The sequence below is a fragment of the Mesorhizobium sp. WSM1386 genome (assembly GCF_055901595.1).
This window is the reverse complement of sequence record NZ_CM148373.1, coordinates 1,116,307-1,134,447: the sequence shown is the minus strand read 5'-3', so window position 1 is coordinate 1,134,447 and position 18,141 is coordinate 1,116,307. Positions and strand designations below refer to the sequence as shown.

Here is an 18,141-nt window from a genome sequence, read left to right as displayed (position 1 = left end):
TCAGGTCTTTACGCCGACCGTACCGGGTCGAGCGTGATCTTGTAGAGTTCGTTGTCGTCGCGATCCATCAGCCGCACGGTCATCTGCTCGGTGGCGCCGGAAATGTCGACAAGGCCAAAGAATTGCAGGCCGGTTGACGGCGGCAGGTTCTGCCCCTGCTCGGCTGTCGGCGCCTTGATGAACTTCAGCTCCGGACCGAAGGTCATGTCGAAATCGTTCGGGCCGAACGTTCCGGCATGGATGGGGCCGGAGACGAATTCCCAGAACGGACTGAAGTCCTGGAACTGAGCCTTCTCGGGATTGTAGTAATGCGCGGCTGTGTAGTGCACGTCGGCAGTGAGCCAGACGGTGTTGCTGATGCCAGCATTCTTGATGTAGCGCAGCAGGTCGGCGATCTCCAGCTCACGTCCCTTTGGCAGGCCGTTGTCACCATTGCTGACAGCCTCCGCGCCTGCCTTTTTGACGCCATCGTCCCAGACGACGAGGCCGAGCGGCATGTCTGCGGCGATGATCTTCCATGTCGCCTTGGAGTTGGCTAGCTCCCGCTTCAGCCATTTCGTCTGCTGTTCGCCCAGCATGCGCGATTGCGGCGTCATCTCATCCTGCATGTCCGGACCGTTGGGGCCGCGATAGGAGCGCATGTCGAGGAAGAACACGTCGAGCAGCGGCCCGTAGGCTATCTTGCGGTAGACGCGGCCCGGCTCCGACGGCTCGTAACGGATCGTCGTCATCTCATGGAAGGCGCGGGCCGCGCGGGCCGCCAGCACATGGATGGATGTTTCCGTGTAGCGATTGTCGGCGCTCAGATTTTTCGAATCCGACCAGTTGTTCAGCACCTCGTGGTCGTCCCACTGATAGAAGGTCGGGCAGATGGCGCTGAGACCCAGGACGTGTCTGTCCATCATGTTGTATTTCCACTGGTCGCGGTATTCGTCCAGCGTCTCGGCGACCTTGCGCTTGCCATCGACTAGCACGACGTTCTTCCACTTGCCGCCGCCGGGCAGGTCGACCTCGTCCTTCATCGCGCCGTCGGCATAGATGGTGTCGCCCGAATGCAGGAAGAAATCGGGCGTGTGCTTGCCGATCGTGGCGTAGGTCTTCATGCCGGTCTCGTCGATGCCCCAGCCCTGGCCGGCGGTGTCGCCCGACCAAGCGAACTTGATGTCGCGCTTCGAAGCCGGCGCGGTGCGGAAGCGGCCGACGATCGGCTCGGAGACGGCGTTGATGTCAGCGAGGTCGGCTGCCGTCATGCGGTAGAAGATGTCCTGATCGGAAGCGAGATCGGTGAGCAGGCGTCTGACCGTATAATCGCTGGCCGGCGACGTATCGAGCGGCGCCAGCCGGATCGCGTTGGCGAAATTCTCGGTCGACGACACTTCGAACATGACACGCGACGGGCGATCGGTGCGCGTCCACACCATGCCGCTGGTGGCGTCGACATCCCCCGACTGGACGCCATGGGTGAAGGCCGGGCGCTGGTTGGCACGAGAATAATAGGGCAGCGCCAGGCTGGAAACGCCGACCAGACCAACGGCGCTGGCGGAGGTGACAAAAGCGCGGCGAGTCATCGAGAGCTTGTTCATGGCTGTCTCCTAGATGGCGTTGAACGTTGCCACCAAGCTCCAGCCTCAATGTTTCAGGCGCATCTCGAAATCATGAACGTTTGATAACAATGAACAGGGCTGCCCTTTCCGTCTCCTCTCACGCGCCCAGTAACGCTGCGGGTCCAAAAGGGGAGAAGGGAGGGCCGCGCCTATGCCGCTTGCGGTTCCGGGTCGAAGGCCGGCCGGCTGGTGTTGATCAGCAGCGAGATGCAGGCGGCGGCGATGGCCGTCATTCCGGCGATCAGGAAGGCCAGTTCGTAATTGCCCTGCAGCTCGCGCATGGTGCCGCCGAAGGCCGCCGCCGTGGCGGCCCCCACCTGGTGGCCGGCGACGATCCAGCCGAACACGATCGGTCCGCTGCGGTCGCCGAACGCCTCGTTGGCGAGCCTGAGCGTCGGCGGCACGGTGGCGATCCAGTCGAGGCCATAGAGCACCGCGAAGATGATCAGGCTGGTCGCCGAGAAGCCGGAATAAGGCAGGTAGATCAGCGACAGGCCACGGATGGCATAGTAGACGCCAAGCAGCTTGCGCGGGTCGAAACGGTCGGTGAGCCAGCCGGACAGCGTCGTGCCGATCAGGTCGAAAATGCCCATCATCGACAGCAGGCCGGCCGCCTGCACCTCGCCAATGCCCATGTCGCCGCAGAACGCGATCAAATGCGTGCCGACCAGCCCGTTGGTGGTGAAGCCACAGACGAAGAAGGTGGCGAACAGATACCAGAACACACGCGTGCCGGCGGCGCGGCGCAGCGTGTTGAGCGTGTGCGCCAGGAAATTGCCTTGCGATGCCGGCGATGTCGGCGGCACGTCATCGGCCTCGGCGCCATAGCGCACCATGCCGATCGACACCGGACGCTCCGGCACCAGCAGCCAGACCAGCGGCAACAGGCAGGCCGTGGCGACCGCGACCGCGATGGCGACCGGCTTCCAGCCGCCCGTTTGCGCAAGCGAGGCAAGCAGCGGCAGGAACACCAGAAGGCCAGTCGCGCTGGAGGCCGACATCAAGCCCATGACCAGGCCGCGATTGGTCTTGAACCAGCGGTTGACGATGGTGGCGCCGAGCACGCTGGCGACGGCGCCGGAGCCGATGCCGGAGAACACGCCCCAGGTGATGAAGAGATGCCAGGGCTCGGTCATCAGAAGGCTGAGCGCGGTCGAGCCCGACATGATCACCAGCGAGGCGATCAGCGTGCGGCGCAGTCCGATCCGCTCCATCAGCGCGGCGGCGAACGGACCGGTCAGGCCATAGAGCAGGATGCCGACACCGGCGGCCAGCGAGATGACGTCGCGCCGCCAGCCGAAGCTGTTTTCGAGCGGCAGCATCATGACGGCGGGAGCCGAACGCAGGCCGGCCGCGATCAGCAGGCAGAGGAAGATGACGCCGACCACGACGAAGGCGTAGCGCTGGCCAAACGGGCGGGATTGAGCTATCATGTTACTGACCGGTACGTTGCAGGATGGGAGCATGTATACGTACCGATCGGTAACATTGTCAACCGAGTCCCATGATGCCAACCGACAAAAATATTGAACTGACCATCAGCGATGGTCATGCATCGGCACCGCCGAAGGCCGCCAAAAAAATCCTCGACGTCGCCTACGACCTGTTCTACCGGCGCGGCATCCGGGCGATCGGGGTCGACGAGATCGTCAAGCGCGCCGGCGTCACCAAGCCCAGCCTCTATCGCAGCTTCCCTTCCAAGGACGAATTGGCCGCCTCGTACCTGCGGCAATACGACCTCGAATTCTGGGAGCGCTTCGACGAGGCTGTCGACGCCCATCCCGGCGATCCGCGCGCCCAGATCAAGGCTTTCCTGACCCGCGTCGGAAAGCGCACGCAAAAACCCGATTATCGCGGCTGCGGCATGACCAACGCAGCGGTCGAATACCCCGAGCACGGCCATCCGGCCCGAATGGTGAGCGAAGACAACAAGCAGGAACTGCGCCGCCGGCTGCGCGCCATGGCCGCCGCGATGGGCGCTGGCGATGCCGACACGCTGGGCGACGGGCTGCTGCTGCTGCTCGAGGGCGCCTATATCAGCGGCCAGTTGTTCGGGCTCGGTGGGCCGGCGCAGTCGGTCGCCCGCAATGCCGACCTGCTGATTGAAGCCAGCTTGAAGAAATAGCGATTGGCGATACGTTGTGGCGAGCTCCAACGGAGATATCCGTCATGCGCAACCTGCTGATCCCGCTTGCCCTCGCCGGCCTCTGTCAGGCAGCCCATGCCGGTGACATATCGAGCGCCTATACCGATCTCGACTGGAAGAAGAACTGCGTGACCTACGCTCAGGCCGAACAAGGCGACGGCGACTGGGCCGACCTCGCCTGTTCGGGCTACCGCGGCTATCCCGTGCTGATCGCCTATGACGATGCCCGCGAATCGCTGTTTTATGGTTTTCCGCCCGGCGGCGACATGACATCCGCCTGGGAGAGTTTTTCCGCCTTCAATTCGTCCGGGGCCAAGGTCGAATGGCGCGTCGAGACCAATGGCGACAAAGCCGTACCCTTCGCGGTCATCCACCGCCGCACGATCAGCAATGGCGAGGATGAGAACAAGTCGACCGAAGTGTTGCTCGTCGCCAAGGTCGGCCAGATGGACGCCCGCGCCGGCTGCACCGTCGGCCTGGTACTGGCCACCGGCAACCCGCAAGCCAACGACCAGGCCCGCAAACTCGCCGACGAGAAGGCGCGAACCTTCGCCTGCGGCAAGGACCGGCACACCGTCATCGGCAATGTGCCGGCCTTCGGCCGGGTCGACAACTGATCAGAAGCGCTACTTGCTCTTCTTCGCCCGTTCGATCGCGTCCATGATCATCTTCTTGGCGTATTTGGAATCGTGCCAGCCTTCGATCTTGACCCATTTGCCGGGCTCGAGATCCTTGTAGTGCTCGAAGAAGTGCTGCACCTGCTGGCGGGTGATGTCGGGCAACTGCGTATACTCGGTGACGTTCTCGTAGCGCAGCGTCAGCTTGGGCGACGGCACGGCGATGATCTTTTCGTCCTGGCCGGCATTGTCTTCCATGATCAGCACGCCGATCGGCCTGACATTGATGACGCAGCCCGGCACCAGCGCGCGCGTGTTGCAGACCAGCACGTCGATCGGATCGCCATCGCCCGACAGTGTGTGCGGCACGAAGCCGTAATTGCCGGGGTAGCGCATCGAGGTGTGCAGGAAGCGGTCAACGAACAAGGTACCGGCTTCCTTGTCCATCTCGTACTTGATCGGCTCGCCGCCGATCGGCACCTCGATGATGACGTTGACGTCCTCAGGCGGGTTCTTTCCGCTGGCTATGGCTTCAATGCGCATGGCTTTTGTCCCTCTCTCGATGGGGAGGAGATAGCGGGCGGCGCAGAATGGCGCAATGCGGCGAATGGTGCTGACCGACGTCGGGCGAGACGCGATGGCATCCGGCACGTTCAATCATCGGAACAAGATGTTTCAGCGCCGTGATTTCGCGTTGGATTATCCCGCGAGCCGGCTTTGCTTTCCGCGATCAGCCCTCGGCGGTCATTCCCAGACGAAAGCCACCTTCTTCAGCGCCTTCTGCTCGAAGATCTCGACGCCTTCGGCGATGTCGCGGCCGCCGGCGCCGGCGTAGAAGGCGAGCGCGTTCTGGTTGTCTTCCAGCGCCCACACCACCATGCCTTTCAGGCCATGGTCGGCAAGCCGCGCCTTGGCGGCTGAAAACAGCCGCCGCCCGAGGCCGATGCCCTGATATTCCGGGCGCAAATAGAGTTCGTAGATCTCGCCCTGCTGCTTGAGTTCCCGGGCCCGGTTCTTGCCGATGGTCGCGTAGCCGGCGATCGTGCCGCCGATCTCGACCACAAGGACGGTCGCGGCGCGGCGAATCGCATTCGCCCACCAGTCGGCGCCACGGCGATTGATCATCGATGTCAGCGTGCGGTGCGGAATGATGCCGGAATAGGCGCCGCGCCAGGCTTCCAGATGCACCTCGGCGATAGCGCCAGCGTCGCGCGGCTCTGCCTTCCGGATGTCGATCGTCAGCGTATTCATGATTTGTTAACCATAAACCCGCACTGGCCGATTGCAAGAGTCCGGGCAGCCCGCCAACCGCTTTCTCACAGACGATCATGGTAGGTGACATCGTGCAAAGCCCGTCCGGAAACAGGCCGGACCGGCAAAGCAATCTCGACGGCAGGCGCTTAGATTTCGACCAGATGGTCGTCAAGTTCGTTGGTGTCGCCGGACGTGACCGGGAAATGCTCGGCCAGCACCGCGCCCACCTGCTCGATCGCCTTGACGAAACCGTCGGCAAGCCGGTCGTTGCCGGCATGCGCGGTCAAGTCGCGCACCACGCTGTCCCAGACATGCTGGGCGACCTTGGCGTCGATGCCCGAATCCGCGACCACCTCGGCATAGCGCTCGGCGATCGAGACGAAGACCAGCACGCCGGTGCGCGCCGCGGTGCGGTGGACGTTGCGGGCGAGGAACTGCTTGATCGCATTGGCGTGTGCCGCCTGATAGCGCAGCCGCCGTGGCACCATGTGGATGCGCAAGCCGGGCAGCGCCCACAGCAGGGCCAGCACGCAGGCCAGGGCCAAAAGCTGGGCGAGGACGAAATGCGGCAGCCGGATGGTGAGCCACCAGGCCTCCAGCCCATAGGCGACGGCGAGGCTGACGACCAGCATGCACAGCATCGCCATCAAGGCGGCGGGGGCGAAATAGCCGTCGCTGGCATGCGCCACGACACAGTAGATCTCGCCGTCGGTCCTGGTTTCCGCGGCGCGGATTGCATCGGCGATGCGCTCATGATCCTGCGGGTTGATCGGTCGTGTTGCCATTGTCTCACCAGCTTCCTGAAGAACCGCCACCACCGGACGAGCCGCCACCGCCCGAAAATCCGCCGCTGCTCGATCCCGAGGACCAGCCGCCGCCGGAACTTCCCGACGACCAGCCGCCACCCGACGAGCCCGTTGTCCAGCCGCTGGTGCCCGAGGATCCGCTCGGGCCCCGGCCATAACGAAACGTCATGCCCAGCCATCTATACACGCCCGGCGACAGTTTCGTGCCGAACATCGGCGGCAGGAATGCCATCGCCAGGCCACCGAAGAACATCGTCGCCCATAGGATCAGGAACACCGCGGCAATCGGGTCGATGGATGTGCCGCTGTCGGCGGGATTGCGTTTTCCCCGCGCTTCCAGCTCCTCCGGATTGCCTTCGAGCACCATGACCATGTCGTCGACGGCCTTGGCTATGCCGCCGGAGAAGTCGCCGGCGCGGAAGGCCGGCACCATGTCGTTTTCGATGATCAGCTTGGTGTGCAGGTCGGTCAGCGTGCCTTCCAGCCCGTAGCCGACCTCGATGCGCATCTTGCGGTCGTTCGGCGCGACCAGCAAAAGCACGCCATTGTTTTCCTTTGCCTGGCCGAGCTTCCAGAAGCGGAACAGCCGGTTGGCATAGGGTTCGATCTCCTCGCCGCCGAGGCTGGGGATCGTGGCGACGACGATCTGGTCGGAGCCCTTGGTCTCGAAGTCGGCGAGCTTCTGCGTCAGCGCCGCCTTGGTGCCGGCATCGATGATGCCGGCATTGTCGACGACCCGCCCGGTCAGAGCAGGCAGTTCGGCGGCGAAGGCGCTGAGCAAGGCAAACAGCAGCGCCACCGTGGACATCAGCGCAAGGCGCAACCCCTTGGCGAAATGACCGGATATCGAAAGAGCGAGGGCGGGCCTTGGCATGGGCTCACCAGCTGCCAGATGAGCCGCCGCCGCCGGACGAACCGCCGCCGCCGGAAAAGCCACCGCCACCCGAAGACCAGCCACCGCCGGAACTACCCGAGGACCAGCCACCGCTCGAGGATCGCCGGCCGGGCTCGAAGGTCATGCCGAGCCAGCGATAGCGTCCGGGTCCGAGCTTCTGGCCGAAGATCGGCGGCAGGATCGAGGCCGCGATGCTGCCGAAGAAGATGATTGCCCAGATGCTGATGAAAATGGCGAAGAACAGGTCGTCGGAATTGAACGGCGCCTGCTGGTTGCGTTTTCCCCGCGCTTCCAGTTCCTCCGGATTGCCTTCCAGCACCATGACCATGTCGTCGACGGCTTTGGCTATGCCGCCGGAAAAATCTCCGGTGCGGAAGGCCGGCACCATGTCGTTTTCGATGATCAGCTTGGTGTGCAGGTCGGTCAGCGTGCCTTCCAGCCCGTAGCCGACCTCGATGCGCATCTTGCGGTCGTTCGGCGCGACCAGCAAAAGCACGCCGTTGTTTTCCTTTGCCTGGCCGAGCTTCCAGAAGCGGAACAGCCGGTTGGCATAGGGTTCGATCTCCTCGCCGCCGAGGCTGGGGATCGTGGCGACGACGATCTGGTCGGAGCCCTTGGTCTCGAAGTCGGCGAGCTTCTGCGTCAGCGCCGCCTTGGTCGCGGCATCGATGATGCCCGCATTGTCGACCACCCGGCCGGTAAGGGCAGGCAGTTCGGCGGCGAAGGCGGTGATGGGGAGAAAGAAGCTGGCAAGAAGACAAAGAAGGGTGAGGTAAGCGCGAGGCGCCCCCCTCTGTCCTGCCGGACATCTCCCCCTCAAGGGGGGAGATTGGCGGTTTTGAGCGCATCGCTCATCCTTCTGCGTCGGTTATTGGCGAAGACCCATATAACGTCCAATCTCCCCCCTTGAGGGGGAGATGTCCGGCAGGACAGAGGGGGGTGTTTGCACGCCAGCGGTCCGTCATTTCGCGGGATTTATTCCGATGACAGTCGCCTATCACCCGCCCTGTTTCGTGCCGAAATCCACCTTCGGCACCTGCATCTTGTCTTCGTCCACCGTGAAATTGGCGAACGGCTCGTTGCCGCGGAACCAGAAGGTCGCCCACAGCACCGACGGGAAGGTCCTCAGCGTCAGATTGTAGTCCCTGACCGCCTGGATATAGTCGCGGCGCGACACCGCGATGCGGTTTTCCGTGCCTTCGAGCTGCGCCTGCAGCGCCAGGAAGTTCTGGTTGGCCTTGAGATCCGGATAGGCTTCCGACACCGCGATCAGCCGCGACAGGGCGCTGGTCAGCCCGGCCTGAGCATCCTGGAACTTCTTGAGCGCTTCGGGATCCTTGAGCGTTTCCGGCGTCACCGTGATCTGCGTCGCCTTGGCGCGCGCCTCGACCACCGCGTCGAGCGTGTCCTTCTCATGCGAGGCGTAGCCCTTGACCGTCTCGACCAGGTTGGGGATGAGGTCGGCGCGGCGCTGGTACTGGTTCAGCACCTCGCTCCATGCCGCCCTGGCGTTTTCCTCGGCCGTCGGGATGGTGTTGTAACCGCAGCCGGCAAGCAGCGGCAGCACGAAAGCCATCATCAGTAAGGCGGGAAGCGTGCGGAACATGGATGGTGAGGCAAGGCGCTGGGCAAGCATGATCGGTCCCTCGACAGAAGTTGCATGCGAAGCATTACCACAATCGGCGCGCAAGAAAACGGCCTCGGCGGGAACGGGTTATCGGCACGTTACCATCGGCCGCAAGACCCTGTAATAGCTAGCAATATCCTGCAATTGACAAGACACTGTAATTGGCGAGGCGATCACGATAAGGTCGGCGGAAGGCAGGACACCATCATGGCCGGACGACAGGACAGCGACAACGAATCGCGCCGTATCCTCGAGCGCGTCGCGCAGGAGACCGATCCGTCCGGCACCTCGCTGGTGGCGCGGACCGCGAAAGGCGTGCGCGACCACGTCGCCGCCGCCGACGCCGACCGCGCGGACCCGGTCGAGGTCTGGGGTACGCGCATTGGCAGGATACTCGGCCTGCTTCTGGCGCTGGGCCTGATGGTCTGGCTCGTGCTTTTCCTCATCCGGGGCAGCTAGGAATCAAAAAACAATGAGCGCCGAAAAACCCGACGCGCCGCGCGCGGTCATCGTCATTTCGAGCCATGTCGCCCGTGGTTCGGTCGGCAACCGCGCCGCTGTCTTTGCCTTGGAGACGCTGGGGTTTCCGGTCTGGGCGGTGCCGACGGTCATCCTGCCCTGGCATCCCGGCCACGGGCGGGCGACACGCATCGTGCCGCCGCTCGACCAGTTCAAGGCGCTGATGGCCGACCTCGAGCGGGCGCCATGGCTGGGCGAGGTTGGCGCCGTGCTGTCAGGCTATCTCGGCGAGGCGGGCCAGGCCGAGGCCGTCGCCTCGCTGGTCGCCGCCGTCAAGGCCAGGACGCCTGACGCGGTCTATATCTGCGATCCGGTGATGGGCGATTCGGGCGGCCTCTATGTGCCCGAACCAACCGCGGCCGCCATGCGCGACCGGCTGATGCCGATCGCCGACATCGCCACCCCCAACCGCTACGAGCTGGAATGGATGGCCGGCGCGCCGCTTCCCGACCTCAAATCGGTGATCTCGGCCGCACTCCATGCCGGGCCGTCGACCATGCTGGTCACCTCGGCGCCGTCGATGATGACCGGTAGCACCGGCAATCTTCTGCTCGACGGCAGCCAGGCGCTGCTCGCCGAGCACCGCCTGATCGACAAGCCGCCGAACGGGCTGGGCGACCTGACGGCGGCCGTCTACCTCGCCCGCATCCTCTCCGGCCAACCGGCGATCAAGGCTCTGCAGTCGACCACGGCGGCGGTCTACGAGATACTCGCGCGCACCGCAAAACGCGGCGGCGACGAGCTGCAGCTCGAAACCGACGCGCAGAGCCTGTCGCATCCGATGGCCATGGTGCAGCTGCGCCACCTCACGCATCCGGGGCGGGACCGCCTGGCGTGATCTCGACCGAGGCCGTTCTGGTCGGCTTAGACGGCTGCAAGGCCGGCTGGATCGCCGTGCGGTGCGCGCCGGGCGCGGTGCCTTCCGTCGAGGTCTTCGCCAGCTTCGCGGCGCTGCTCGCGGCCAATCCCGACGACGCCGTTGTCGCCGTCGACATGCCGATCGGCCTGCCAGAGGTTTCGGCCAAGGGCGGGCGCGGACCGGAAGCGCTGGTGCGGCCGCTGCTCGGGCCACGCCAGTCCAGCGTCTTTTCAATCCCGTCCCGATCGGCGCTTTATGCGGACACCAACGATTTCACCACGCTCGAAGCCTGGTACGCCGCGCATATCAGGGCAAGCGAGGTGGCCAGGACCACATCCGATCCGCCGCGCGGCGTTTCGATCCAGGCCTTTGGCATCTTCTCGAAGATCCGCGAGATCGACGCCTTGCTGGTCGCGCGGCCCGATCTGCGCGGCCGCGTCTTCGAATCGCATCCGGAAGTCGCCTTCTGCCGCCTGAACGACGACCAGCCGATGCAGCTGCCGAAGAAGATCAAAGGCAGCATCAATCCGGCCGGCATGGCCGAACGCAAGGCGCTGCTGTGCCGGCACGGCTATGACATGGCCTTTCTCGACTAGGTGCCGCCGCGCGGCGCGGCCGCCGACGATTTTCTCGATGCCGCCGCGATGATGCTGATTGCCGGCCGCATCGCCAACGGCAAGGCCAGGCCGTTTCCCAACCCGCCGCTCGTTGACGGTTTTGGCATACAGGTCGCCATCTGGGCATGACAGCATCAGCTGACGCCCCGCTTTGACGCATGGCATTTATGACTAGCCTTCACAATTCTGCATTGCTCGCAACAGGCTTTTACCGTTAGAGCCTTTCTCGACCGAAACGAGCTTCCGCCTCCAACTGGAAAGGCCTTAGCCGCCCATGCCGCATCTTCCCGACCACCTTCTCGCCGGCTACCGCAATTTCATGAACGGCCGTTATCTCACCGAGAGCGGCCGTTACCGCGAGCTCGCCCGGGAAGGGCAGGCTCCCGAGACCATGATCGTCGCCTGTTGCGACTCCCGCTCGGCCCCCGAAGCGATCTTCGACGCCGGACCCGGCGAGCTTTTCGTGCTGCGCAATGTCGGCAATCTCGTGCCGCCCTACGAGCCGGATGGCGAGTTCCACTCGACCTCGGCCGCGCTTGAATTCGCGGTGCAAAGCCTCAAGGTCAAGAACATCGTCGTCATGGGTCACGGTCGCTGCGGCGGCATCCGTGCCGCGCTCGATCCCAACTCGGCGCCGCTGTCGCCCGGCGACTTCATCGGCAAATGGATGAGCCTGATCGCGCCCGCCGCCGAGACCGTCTCGTCCAGCACCTTCATGACGACAACGGAGCGCCAGACCGCGCTCGAGCGCATCTCGATCCGCTATTCCATCGCCAATCTCAGGACCTTTCCTTGCGTCTCGATCCTGGAGGGCAAGGGGCGGCTGTCGCTGCATGGCGCCTGGTTCGACATTTCGACCGGCGAACTCTGGCTGATGAACAAGGACACCGGGGATTTCGAACGGCCGGTGCTGGAATGAACGAGAAGGCGCGGCAGGTGGTAAACGTCCGGTCGGTCGTTTTCACGGCCGTCGCGCTGCTGATCGCCATCATGGCCGCCCGCGCCGATGACCGCGCCATCATCAGCCGCTGGTATTCAGCCCTGCTGGTCGCCGACCGCACCGAACTCTCCGACCTGCTCGCCGACGACGTTCGCATCAAGCTCGACGACCTCGGCATCGTCCAGAACAAGCAGGAATTCATCGCCTCGATCGACGAATGGAGGGGCGCGGTCGCGGGTGCCGCGATCCGCCACCGGATCGAGAAGAGCGAGGCCGGCGTCACCACGGTCATCGCCTGCTACGACTTCCCCGGCAACGACATGCTGATGCATGAGACTTTCGCGGTCACCGACAACCGCATCACCGCCAGCTCACAAGCGGCGATCGCCGAAAACTGCGACGGGTTCTAAGGCGGCCGACTGCCATATTGCGGGCCTGAACGCCACGCCCTACATCGGTGACACCGAGCCATTCCCTGCCACCCCACTTGCCATCACCAGCGAAAGACCCTCCATGCCCTCCACGAAAACCGTCGACCTCGCCGCCCACCCACTGACTGCGTGGCAAGGGCCGCTCGGCCTGCCCGATTTTGCCCATATCGGCGACGGCGATTTTTCCCCGGTCTTCGACGCCGCGCTGAAGGCGCATGAAGCCGAGATCGAAGCGACCGCCGGCAACAAGGAGGCGCCGACCATCGAAAACACGCTTGCCGCGCTGGAACTCGGCGGCGAGGCGCTCGATCACGTCTCGTCGATCTTCTGGTGCCGGGCCGGCGCCCACACCAACGAGGCGATCCAGGCGCTGGAGCGCGACATCTCGCCGAAGATGTCCAGGCACTTCTCGGCAATCTCGATGAACGAGAGGCTGTTTGCCCGCATCGACGAGCTCTACCAGCGCCGCGAGAGTCTCAAGCTCGACGCCGAAACCCTGCGGGTCCTGGAAAAGACCTGGAAAAGCTTCGTCCGCTCCGGCGCCAAGCTCGACGCCGAGGGCAAGAAGCGGCTGGCGGCGATCAGCGAGGAACTGTCCTCGCTCGGCACGACTTTCGGCCAGAACGTGCTGGCCGACGAGCGTGACTGGGCGCTGTTCCTCGACGAGGCCGACCTTGCCGGCCTGCCGGATTTCCTGAAGAGCGCCATGGCGGAAGCCGCCGAGATGCGCGGCCAGAAAGGCCGCTACGCCGTCACCCTGTCGCGCTCGATCTATGAGCCGTTCACGACCTTCTCGGAACGCCGCGACCTGCGTGAGATCGCCTTCCGCGCCTTCACCATGCGCGGCCAGAATGGCGGCGCCACCGACAATACATCCGTGGTGCGCGAAATGCTGAAGCTGCGCGCCGAAAAGGCGGGGCTGCTCGGCTACGCCTCCTTCGCCGCGCTGAAGCTCGACGACACCATGGCCAAGACGCCGAAGGCGGTGCACGCGCTGCTCGATCCTGTCTGGGAGAAGGCGCTGGAAAAGGCCGCCGCCGACCAGACCGAGCTGCAGCGGCTGGCGGCGGAAGCGGGCAGCAACGAGAAATTCGCTGCCTGGGACTGGCGCTTCTACCAGGAGAAGCTGCGCGCCGAAAAGTTCGCTTTCGACGAGTCCGAACTGAAGCCTTATCTGCAGCTTGACCGCATCATCGACGCCTGCTTCGACGTGGCGACAAGACTGTTCGGCATCACTTTCGAGGAGAAGAAGGGCATTGCCGCCTGGCATCCCGACGCGCGTGTCTTCGTGGTGAAGAATGCCGACGGCAGCGAGCGCGGCCTGTTCCTTGCCGACTATTTCGCGCGGCCTTCCAAGCGTTCCGGCGCCTGGATGAGCGCGCTGAAGTCCGGCTACCGGCTCGGCCACGGCTCGAAGCCGGTGATCTACAACATCATGAACTTCGCCAAGCCGCCGGCGGGCGAGGCGGCGCTGCTGTCGGTCGACGAGGCGAAGACGCTGTTCCATGAATTCGGCCATGCGCTGCACGGCATGCTGACTGACGTCACCTGGCCTTCGGTCGCCGGCACCTCGGTCAGCCGCGATTTCGTCGAACTGCCCTCGCAGCTTTACGAGCATTGGCTGACGGTGCCGGCGGTGCTGGAAAAGCACGCGCTGCATGTCAAGACCGGCAAGCCGATGCCGAAGGCGCTGCTCGACAAGATGCTGGCCGCGCGCACCTTCGGCGCCGGCTTCGCCACGGTCGAATTCACCGCCTCGGCCTTGATGGACATGGCCTACCACGCCCGGCCCGATGCCCCGGCGGAGCCGCTTCGTTTCGAAGCCGAAACGTTGGAGAAGCTCGACATGCCGGACACCATAGCGATGCGCCACCGCACCCCGCATTTCGGCCACGTCTTTTCGGGCGACGGCTATTCGGCTGGCTACTATTCCTACATGTGGTCCGAGGTGCTCGACGCCGATGCATTTGCCGCCTTCGAGGAGACCGGCGATCCCTTCAACCCGGCGCTCGCCGAGCGGCTGCGGAAAAACATCTACGCCGCCGGCGGCTCGAAGGATCCGGAAGAGCTTTACACCGCGTTCCGCGGCAAGATGCCTTCGCCCGAAGCGATGATGGTGAAGCGGGGTTTGGTGTGATTAGCGGATCTCCCCCCTCGTGGGGGAGATGGCCGGCAGGCCAGAGGGGGGCGCTGTCCCGCCGGCCTGTCGGTCGATCATAAATCCGCCGGTTCCTCGGCTGGTTCTTTGCTCAGCCAAACTAAGTGAGGTCGCGTTCCTTCGCCCCCCCCTCTGCCCTGCCGGGCATCTCCCCCACAGGGGGGGAGATTGGCTGCTTCCAAGGATCCGCCACCCTTGGCCACACCGGCCGCGTCAGCTTCCTGTAATCGGTCACCGCCGGATTGCTGGGATACGAACTCGGCGCCGAGACATAGATGATCTCGGCGGCGATCGGCTCGAAGCCGGCGTAGAAATGGTTGGTCGACTTGATCAACAGCACGTCCTTGCTCATCGGATCGACACCGATGTTGGAAAAGATATCCGGCTCGAAGGTCTGCGTGCGGTTGGTATTGAGGATGATGTCGACCTCGGTGCCTTCGATGCGGACGAGTGCGGCCGGTCCGAGCGTCACCCGGCTTGGGCCGAAACTCTGCCATCCCTCCGGAACCGCCTTCAGCACCTTGACGCGCGCGTCGACCGGCTCGCCCGCCAACGGCCCGGCCTTGCCGCCGAAGCGCAGATCGATGACGGCACCCTCGCCCGCGGCCTGGCAGAAGGTCACCGCGATCGGGTCCCAGATCGTCGCCACGCCGACATTCTTCAAGCCGCGTTCCAGCATGGTGCGCAGCACGACGGTGCCATCGCCGGCAACGCCGCCGCCGGGATTGTCCCAGATGTCGGCGATGACCACCGGCCTGTCCTGTCTTTCGGCCCGCACGGCCAAGGCGCGATCGATACCGTCGGCGGTATCAAGCATCGTCATCGCCGTCTTCTCGCGCATGGCATAGAGTTCCCGCCCCAGCCGTTCCGCCAGCGCATCGCCCTTTTCCTTGTCATTGTCGGTGACCACCAGGATACGCGTGCCCATTTCGGGAACATCCGCCGCCATGAAACCGTGGATGACCGAGACCGACAGCACGCCCTCCTTGCCGTGCAGCGCCTTGATGCGGTCGACGAAGGAGCGCATCGGTTCGCGGCTGGTCGGCAAAACCTGGATCATGCGGCAGTCGAAGGTCGAGATGACCGGCTTGATCCCGCCGCGCGCCGCGGCCAGCCCAAGCTCGACGACATGCTCGCCGCGTTCGTAGAAATCGGTGTGCGGGAACTCCAGGAAATAGGCCATGATATCGGACGCCGCCACGCGCTTGGGCGTCAGATGGCTGTGCGGATCGAACTCGGAGGCGATCACCACGTCAGGCCCGACGATCGCCCGCACATTTTCCAGCAGATCGCCTTCGCAATCGTCGTAACCTTGCGCCACCATGGCGCCGTGCAGTCCGAGGATGACCGCATCGACCGGCAGTGCTGCCTTTAACTGGTCGAGAATCTCATCACGCAGCGCCTCATAGGTCTGCCGCTGCACCAAGCCGCCGGGCTCGGCCCAGGTGGCGGTGCCTTCGATCACGGTCAGTCCCTCGGAGGCCGCGCGCCGGCGCAAGGCGACGATCGGCGAGGAGCACAGCGTCGGCGTCTCCGGATGCTTGCCCGGCCCGGCATAGAAGGCCATCTCGAACGAGGCCCGGTCTGTCGGCACCGGCGAGAAGGTGTTGGTTTCCGTCGCCAGCGAAGCGGTGAAGATGCGCATGGAAGCTCCGTGGTAGACTTTTTTGTTTTTCGCAATTCCGGACGGAAAACCGCTGCACACTTTTCCTGGAATTGCTGGGATTGCTATTTGACGGCCCCGAGCGCCAGCCCGCGAACCAGGTAGCGCTGCAGCCAGATGAACAGGATCGCCACCGGCAGCGTCGCCAGCAGCGTGGCGGCCATGACGTGATGCCACTCGATCGTGTAGCGGCCTGCGACCAGCGAGAACACCTGGATCGGCAGCGTGTAGCTTTCCTGGCTGCGCAGCATGGTGAGCGCGACGACGAACTCATTCCAGGCGTTGATGAAGGTGAAGATGGCTGTCACCGCGATTGCCGGCAGGCAGAGCGGCAAGAACACTTTTCGCAAGGTCAGCCAGCGGCTGGCACCCTCCATCCAGGCCGCCTCCTCGAGATCGCGCGGAATCGTGTCGAAATAGCTCTGCAGCATCCACACCGTGAAGGCGACGTTGAAGGCCATGTAGATGAAGCCGAGCGCCGTCGTCGATTCGACCAGCCCCCAGGCGGCCATCAGCCGGAACAGACCGAGCACCAGTACGATCGGCGAGATCATCTGCGAGATCAGCAGGAACTGGCGGAAGGCGCCGTAACCGGCAAAGCGGAAGCGCGACATGGCATAGGCCGCGGGCACCGAGATCAGGATCGCGCCGACCGTGGCGATGACCGAGACGTAGAGCGAATTGGCCAGCGACTGGCCGAAGCCGGTCGCCACCCACATGTCGGAGAAATTCGACCAACGGAACTCGCTCGGCCACCATGTCGGCGACAGCACCTCCTGCCGTGGCTTGACCGCGGTCAGGAACATCACCGCGAAGGGAAAGATCGTCACCACGATCAAGGGCGCCAGCAGCAGCCATGCAATGACGGTGCGTTTGAGTTTACTCGTCATGCGCGCTGCTCCCGCATGGCCAGCCGCACATAGATCATGGTGAAGATGAGCAATATGGCGAACATCACCAGCGACACGGCGGAGGCCTCGCCCAGCTTGCCGATGCGGAAGGCGAGCTTGTAGAGATGGGTGACCAGGATGTCGGTCGAGTTGGCCGGCCCGCCTTGCGTCATCACCCAGATGATCGGGAAGGAATTGAAGACGTAGATGGTGTTGAGCACGATGGCGATGTTGATGAACGGCTTCAACAGCGGAAAGGTGATCTCGCGGAACTGCTGCAGCGGTGTCGCCCCTTCGAGCGCCGCCGCCTCGTAGAGATCGTCTGATATCGACGACAGCCCGCCGAGGAAGATCGTCGTGGTGAACGGCACCGTCACCAGTATGCCGATCAGCACCTGCATCGGAAAAGCCGTCTCGGCCTGCGCCAGCCACTGGATGTTGTGGTCGATCAGGCCGAGCCCGATCAGCGCCGAATTCAGCATGCCGCTTTCACCGCTCAGCGCCCAGCGCCAGACGACCGCCGTCATGGTCAGCGATACCGCCCAGGGCAGCATGATGATGACGCGGGCGATGCCGCGGCCATAGAAATCGGTATTGAGGATCATCGCCACCGGAACCGACAGCAACAGCGCCCCGCCAACCACCAGCACAGTCCACAGCCCCGTGCGCCAGAGCGCGGCGATGAAATCGGGATCGGCCGTGAGCGCGGCAAAATTGGCAAGGCCGCTGAATTCGCGCAACTGGCCGAAGCGGTTGACGTCATGGATCGAGATCTGGATCAGGTCCCAGACCGGCCAGAAGATGACGACCGCCGCCAGGAACAGGCTGGGCAAGGTCAGGAGATAGGGCAGGAAGCGATTTTGCATCGGCTGGCTTTGTACCGCGTTGCGGGGAGATTGGATTTCGCTGGCTTAACAGATTGACTTGGTCCGGCCTCGTTCTTTTCAGGGCACCGCTTCAGGATTGCTTACAACTGTAAGCGCCGTCCTCATCTGCCTGCCCGTCCTCCGCGGCAGTTGCGGAAGGGGCCCTTCCTCTCCCCCGTCGACCGGGGGAGAGGTGTCGAGCGAAGCTCGGCGGAGTGGGGGTCGACCCCTGGGCGCAAGGCGAGGCTT

Annotated in this window: 18 protein-coding genes and 1 pseudogene; 8 read left to right on the top strand and 11 right to left on the bottom strand. The window is 64.1% G+C overall.

Features of this window, described 5'->3' with window-relative positions; genetic code table 11:
• Positions 1 to 8: 8 nt before the first annotated feature.
• Together AC0NIH_RS05510 and AC0NIH_RS05505 are read right to left on the bottom strand one after the other, a co-directional pair.
• On the bottom strand, positions 9 to 1,583 hold the full coding sequence (locus AC0NIH_RS05510; RefSeq protein ID WP_473460998.1) for an alkaline phosphatase D family protein: 1,575 nt from the start codon (positions 1,581 to 1,583) through the stop codon (positions 9 to 11).
• A 170-nt stretch (positions 1,584 to 1,753) separates the two neighbouring features.
• Positions 1,754 to 3,037, bottom strand: coding sequence for an MFS transporter (locus AC0NIH_RS05505; protein WP_473460995.1), 1,284 nt, complete (start codon positions 3,035 to 3,037; stop codon positions 1,754 to 1,756).
• A gap of 74 nt (positions 3,038 to 3,111) precedes the next feature.
• Here AC0NIH_RS05505 and AC0NIH_RS05500 point away from each other — a divergent pair, with 74 nt between their 5' ends.
• Together AC0NIH_RS05500 and AC0NIH_RS05495 are read left to right on the top strand one after the other, a co-directional pair.
• Positions 3,112 to 3,729, top strand: a complete 618-nt coding sequence (locus AC0NIH_RS05500; protein ID WP_013892389.1) for a TetR/AcrR family transcriptional regulator — start codon at positions 3,112 to 3,114, stop codon at positions 3,727 to 3,729.
• A gap of 44 nt (positions 3,730 to 3,773) precedes the next feature.
• Positions 3,774 to 4,367, top strand: coding sequence for a hypothetical protein (locus tag AC0NIH_RS05495; RefSeq protein WP_023777548.1), 594 nt, complete (start codon positions 3,774 to 3,776; stop codon positions 4,365 to 4,367).
• A gap of 9 nt (positions 4,368 to 4,376) precedes the next feature.
• Here the strand turns inward: AC0NIH_RS05495 and ppa are convergent, their stop codons facing one another.
• The 6 genes from ppa to AC0NIH_RS05465 form a co-directional block, all read right to left on the bottom strand.
• On the bottom strand, positions 4,377 to 4,910 hold the full coding sequence (gene ppa / locus AC0NIH_RS05490; protein WP_023766008.1) for an inorganic diphosphatase: 534 nt from the start codon (positions 4,908 to 4,910) through the stop codon (positions 4,377 to 4,379).
• A 201-nt stretch (positions 4,911 to 5,111) separates the two neighbouring features.
• Positions 5,112 to 5,618, bottom strand: a complete 507-nt coding sequence (locus tag AC0NIH_RS05485) for a GNAT family N-acetyltransferase (protein WP_023766007.1) — start codon at positions 5,616 to 5,618, stop codon at positions 5,112 to 5,114.
• Positions 5,619 to 5,767: 149 nt separating this feature from the next.
• Positions 5,768 to 6,406, bottom strand: a complete 639-nt coding sequence (locus tag AC0NIH_RS05480) for a TPM domain-containing protein (protein ID WP_473460991.1) — start codon at positions 6,404 to 6,406, stop codon at positions 5,768 to 5,770.
• Positions 6,407 to 6,410: 4 nt separating this feature from the next.
• Positions 6,411 to 7,235: a TPM domain-containing protein gene (locus AC0NIH_RS05475; RefSeq protein WP_473461175.1), complete on the bottom strand. Its 825-nt coding sequence runs from the start codon at positions 7,233 to 7,235 to the stop codon at positions 6,411 to 6,413.
• 70 nt (positions 7,236 to 7,305) lie between these two features.
• Complete coding sequence (locus AC0NIH_RS05470; RefSeq protein WP_473460988.1) at positions 7,306 to 8,142, bottom strand: TPM domain-containing protein; 837 nt, start codon at positions 8,140 to 8,142, stop codon at positions 7,306 to 7,308.
• Between the two features lie 177 nt (positions 8,143 to 8,319).
• Positions 8,320 to 8,958, bottom strand: a complete 639-nt coding sequence (locus AC0NIH_RS05465) for a LemA family protein (protein ID WP_352713770.1) — start codon at positions 8,956 to 8,958, stop codon at positions 8,320 to 8,322.
• Positions 8,959 to 9,156: 198 nt separating this feature from the next.
• Here AC0NIH_RS05465 and AC0NIH_RS05460 point away from each other — a divergent pair, with 198 nt between their 5' ends.
• From AC0NIH_RS05460 to AC0NIH_RS05435, 6 genes and pseudogenes are all read left to right on the top strand, one after another.
• On the top strand, positions 9,157 to 9,408 hold the full coding sequence (locus tag AC0NIH_RS05460) for a hypothetical protein (RefSeq protein WP_013892381.1): 252 nt from the start codon (positions 9,157 to 9,159) through the stop codon (positions 9,406 to 9,408).
• A 13-nt stretch (positions 9,409 to 9,421) separates the two neighbouring features.
• A complete protein-coding gene (gene pdxY, locus AC0NIH_RS05455) occupies positions 9,422 to 10,306 on the top strand; it encodes a pyridoxal kinase PdxY (protein WP_473460985.1) in 885 nt (294 codons plus the stop codon).
• A pseudogene (locus AC0NIH_RS05450) lies at positions 10,303 to 11,073 on the top strand (DUF429 domain-containing protein). Before pdxY ends, AC0NIH_RS05450 begins: the two are co-directional and overlap by 4 nt.
• 145 nt (positions 11,074 to 11,218) lie before the next feature.
• A complete protein-coding gene (locus AC0NIH_RS05445; RefSeq protein ID WP_023766002.1) occupies positions 11,219 to 11,863 on the top strand; it encodes a carbonic anhydrase in 645 nt (214 codons plus the stop codon).
• Positions 11,860 to 12,294: a hypothetical protein gene (locus tag AC0NIH_RS05440; RefSeq protein WP_023766001.1), complete on the top strand. Its 435-nt coding sequence runs from the start codon at positions 11,860 to 11,862 to the stop codon at positions 12,292 to 12,294. The genes AC0NIH_RS05445 and AC0NIH_RS05440 overlap by 4 nt, the downstream gene beginning before the upstream one ends.
• 103 nt (positions 12,295 to 12,397) lie before the next feature.
• Complete coding sequence (locus AC0NIH_RS05435; RefSeq protein ID WP_473460982.1) at positions 12,398 to 14,452, top strand: M3 family metallopeptidase; 2,055 nt, start codon at positions 12,398 to 12,400, stop codon at positions 14,450 to 14,452.
• A 121-nt stretch (positions 14,453 to 14,573) separates the two neighbouring features.
• Here AC0NIH_RS05435 and AC0NIH_RS05430 read toward each other — a convergent pair whose 3' ends face one another.
• The 3 genes from AC0NIH_RS05430 to AC0NIH_RS05420 all read right to left on the bottom strand — a co-directional run bounded on the left by AC0NIH_RS05430 (position 14,574) and on the right by AC0NIH_RS05420 (position 17,892).
• A complete protein-coding gene (locus tag AC0NIH_RS05430) occupies positions 14,574 to 16,118 on the bottom strand; it encodes a M81 family metallopeptidase (protein WP_473460979.1) in 1,545 nt (514 codons plus the stop codon).
• 83 nt (positions 16,119 to 16,201) lie between these two features.
• Positions 16,202 to 17,026, bottom strand: coding sequence for a carbohydrate ABC transporter permease (locus tag AC0NIH_RS05425; protein WP_473460977.1), 825 nt, complete (start codon positions 17,024 to 17,026; stop codon positions 16,202 to 16,204).
• The gene (locus AC0NIH_RS05420; RefSeq protein ID WP_473460974.1) at positions 17,023 to 17,892 is read right to left on the bottom strand and encodes a carbohydrate ABC transporter permease; all 870 of its coding nucleotides are present in this window, start codon (positions 17,890 to 17,892) and stop codon (positions 17,023 to 17,025) included. The genes AC0NIH_RS05425 and AC0NIH_RS05420 overlap by 4 nt, the downstream gene beginning before the upstream one ends.
• Positions 17,893 to 18,141 lie beyond the last annotated feature (249 nt).

Bases quoted from the DNA above. Each gene is read 5' to 3' on its own strand.
- AC0NIH_RS05510 (WP_473460998.1), bottom strand. From the start codon at position 1,583: ATGAACAAGCTCTCGATGACTCGCCGCGCTTTTGTCACCTCCGCCAGC.
- AC0NIH_RS05505 (WP_473460995.1), bottom strand. From the start codon at position 3,037: ATGATAGCTCAATCCCGCCCGTTTGGCCAGCGCTACGCCTTCGTCGTG.
- AC0NIH_RS05500 (WP_013892389.1), top strand. From the start codon at position 3,112: ATGCCAACCGACAAAAATATTGAACTGACCATCAGCGATGGTCATGCA.
- AC0NIH_RS05495 (WP_023777548.1), top strand. From the start codon at position 3,774: ATGCGCAACCTGCTGATCCCGCTTGCCCTCGCCGGCCTCTGTCAGGCA.
- ppa (WP_023766008.1), bottom strand. From the start codon at position 4,910: ATGCGCATTGAAGCCATAGCCAGCGGAAAGAACCCGCCTGAGGACGTC.
- AC0NIH_RS05485 (WP_023766007.1), bottom strand. From the start codon at position 5,618: ATGAATACGCTGACGATCGACATCCGGAAGGCAGAGCCGCGCGACGCT.
- AC0NIH_RS05480 (WP_473460991.1), bottom strand. From the start codon at position 6,406: ATGGCAACACGACCGATCAACCCGCAGGATCATGAGCGCATCGCCGAT.
- AC0NIH_RS05475 (WP_473461175.1), bottom strand. From the start codon at position 7,235: ATGTCCACGGTGGCGCTGCTGTTTGCCTTGCTCAGCGCCTTCGCCGCC.
- AC0NIH_RS05465 (WP_352713770.1), bottom strand. From the start codon at position 8,958: ATGCTTGCCCAGCGCCTTGCCTCACCATCCATGTTCCGCACGCTTCCC.
- AC0NIH_RS05460 (WP_013892381.1), top strand. From the start codon at position 9,157: ATGGCCGGACGACAGGACAGCGACAACGAATCGCGCCGTATCCTCGAG.
- pdxY (WP_473460985.1), top strand. From the start codon at position 9,422: ATGAGCGCCGAAAAACCCGACGCGCCGCGCGCGGTCATCGTCATTTCG.
- AC0NIH_RS05445 (WP_023766002.1), top strand. From the start codon at position 11,219: ATGCCGCATCTTCCCGACCACCTTCTCGCCGGCTACCGCAATTTCATG.
- AC0NIH_RS05440 (WP_023766001.1), top strand. From the start codon at position 11,860: ATGAACGAGAAGGCGCGGCAGGTGGTAAACGTCCGGTCGGTCGTTTTC.
- AC0NIH_RS05435 (WP_473460982.1), top strand. From the start codon at position 12,398: ATGCCCTCCACGAAAACCGTCGACCTCGCCGCCCACCCACTGACTGCG.
- AC0NIH_RS05430 (WP_473460979.1), bottom strand. From the start codon at position 16,118: ATGCGCATCTTCACCGCTTCGCTGGCGACGGAAACCAACACCTTCTCG.
- AC0NIH_RS05425 (WP_473460977.1), bottom strand. From the start codon at position 17,026: ATGACGAGTAAACTCAAACGCACCGTCATTGCATGGCTGCTGCTGGCG.
- AC0NIH_RS05420 (WP_473460974.1), bottom strand. From the start codon at position 17,892: ATGCAAAATCGCTTCCTGCCCTATCTCCTGACCTTGCCCAGCCTGTTC.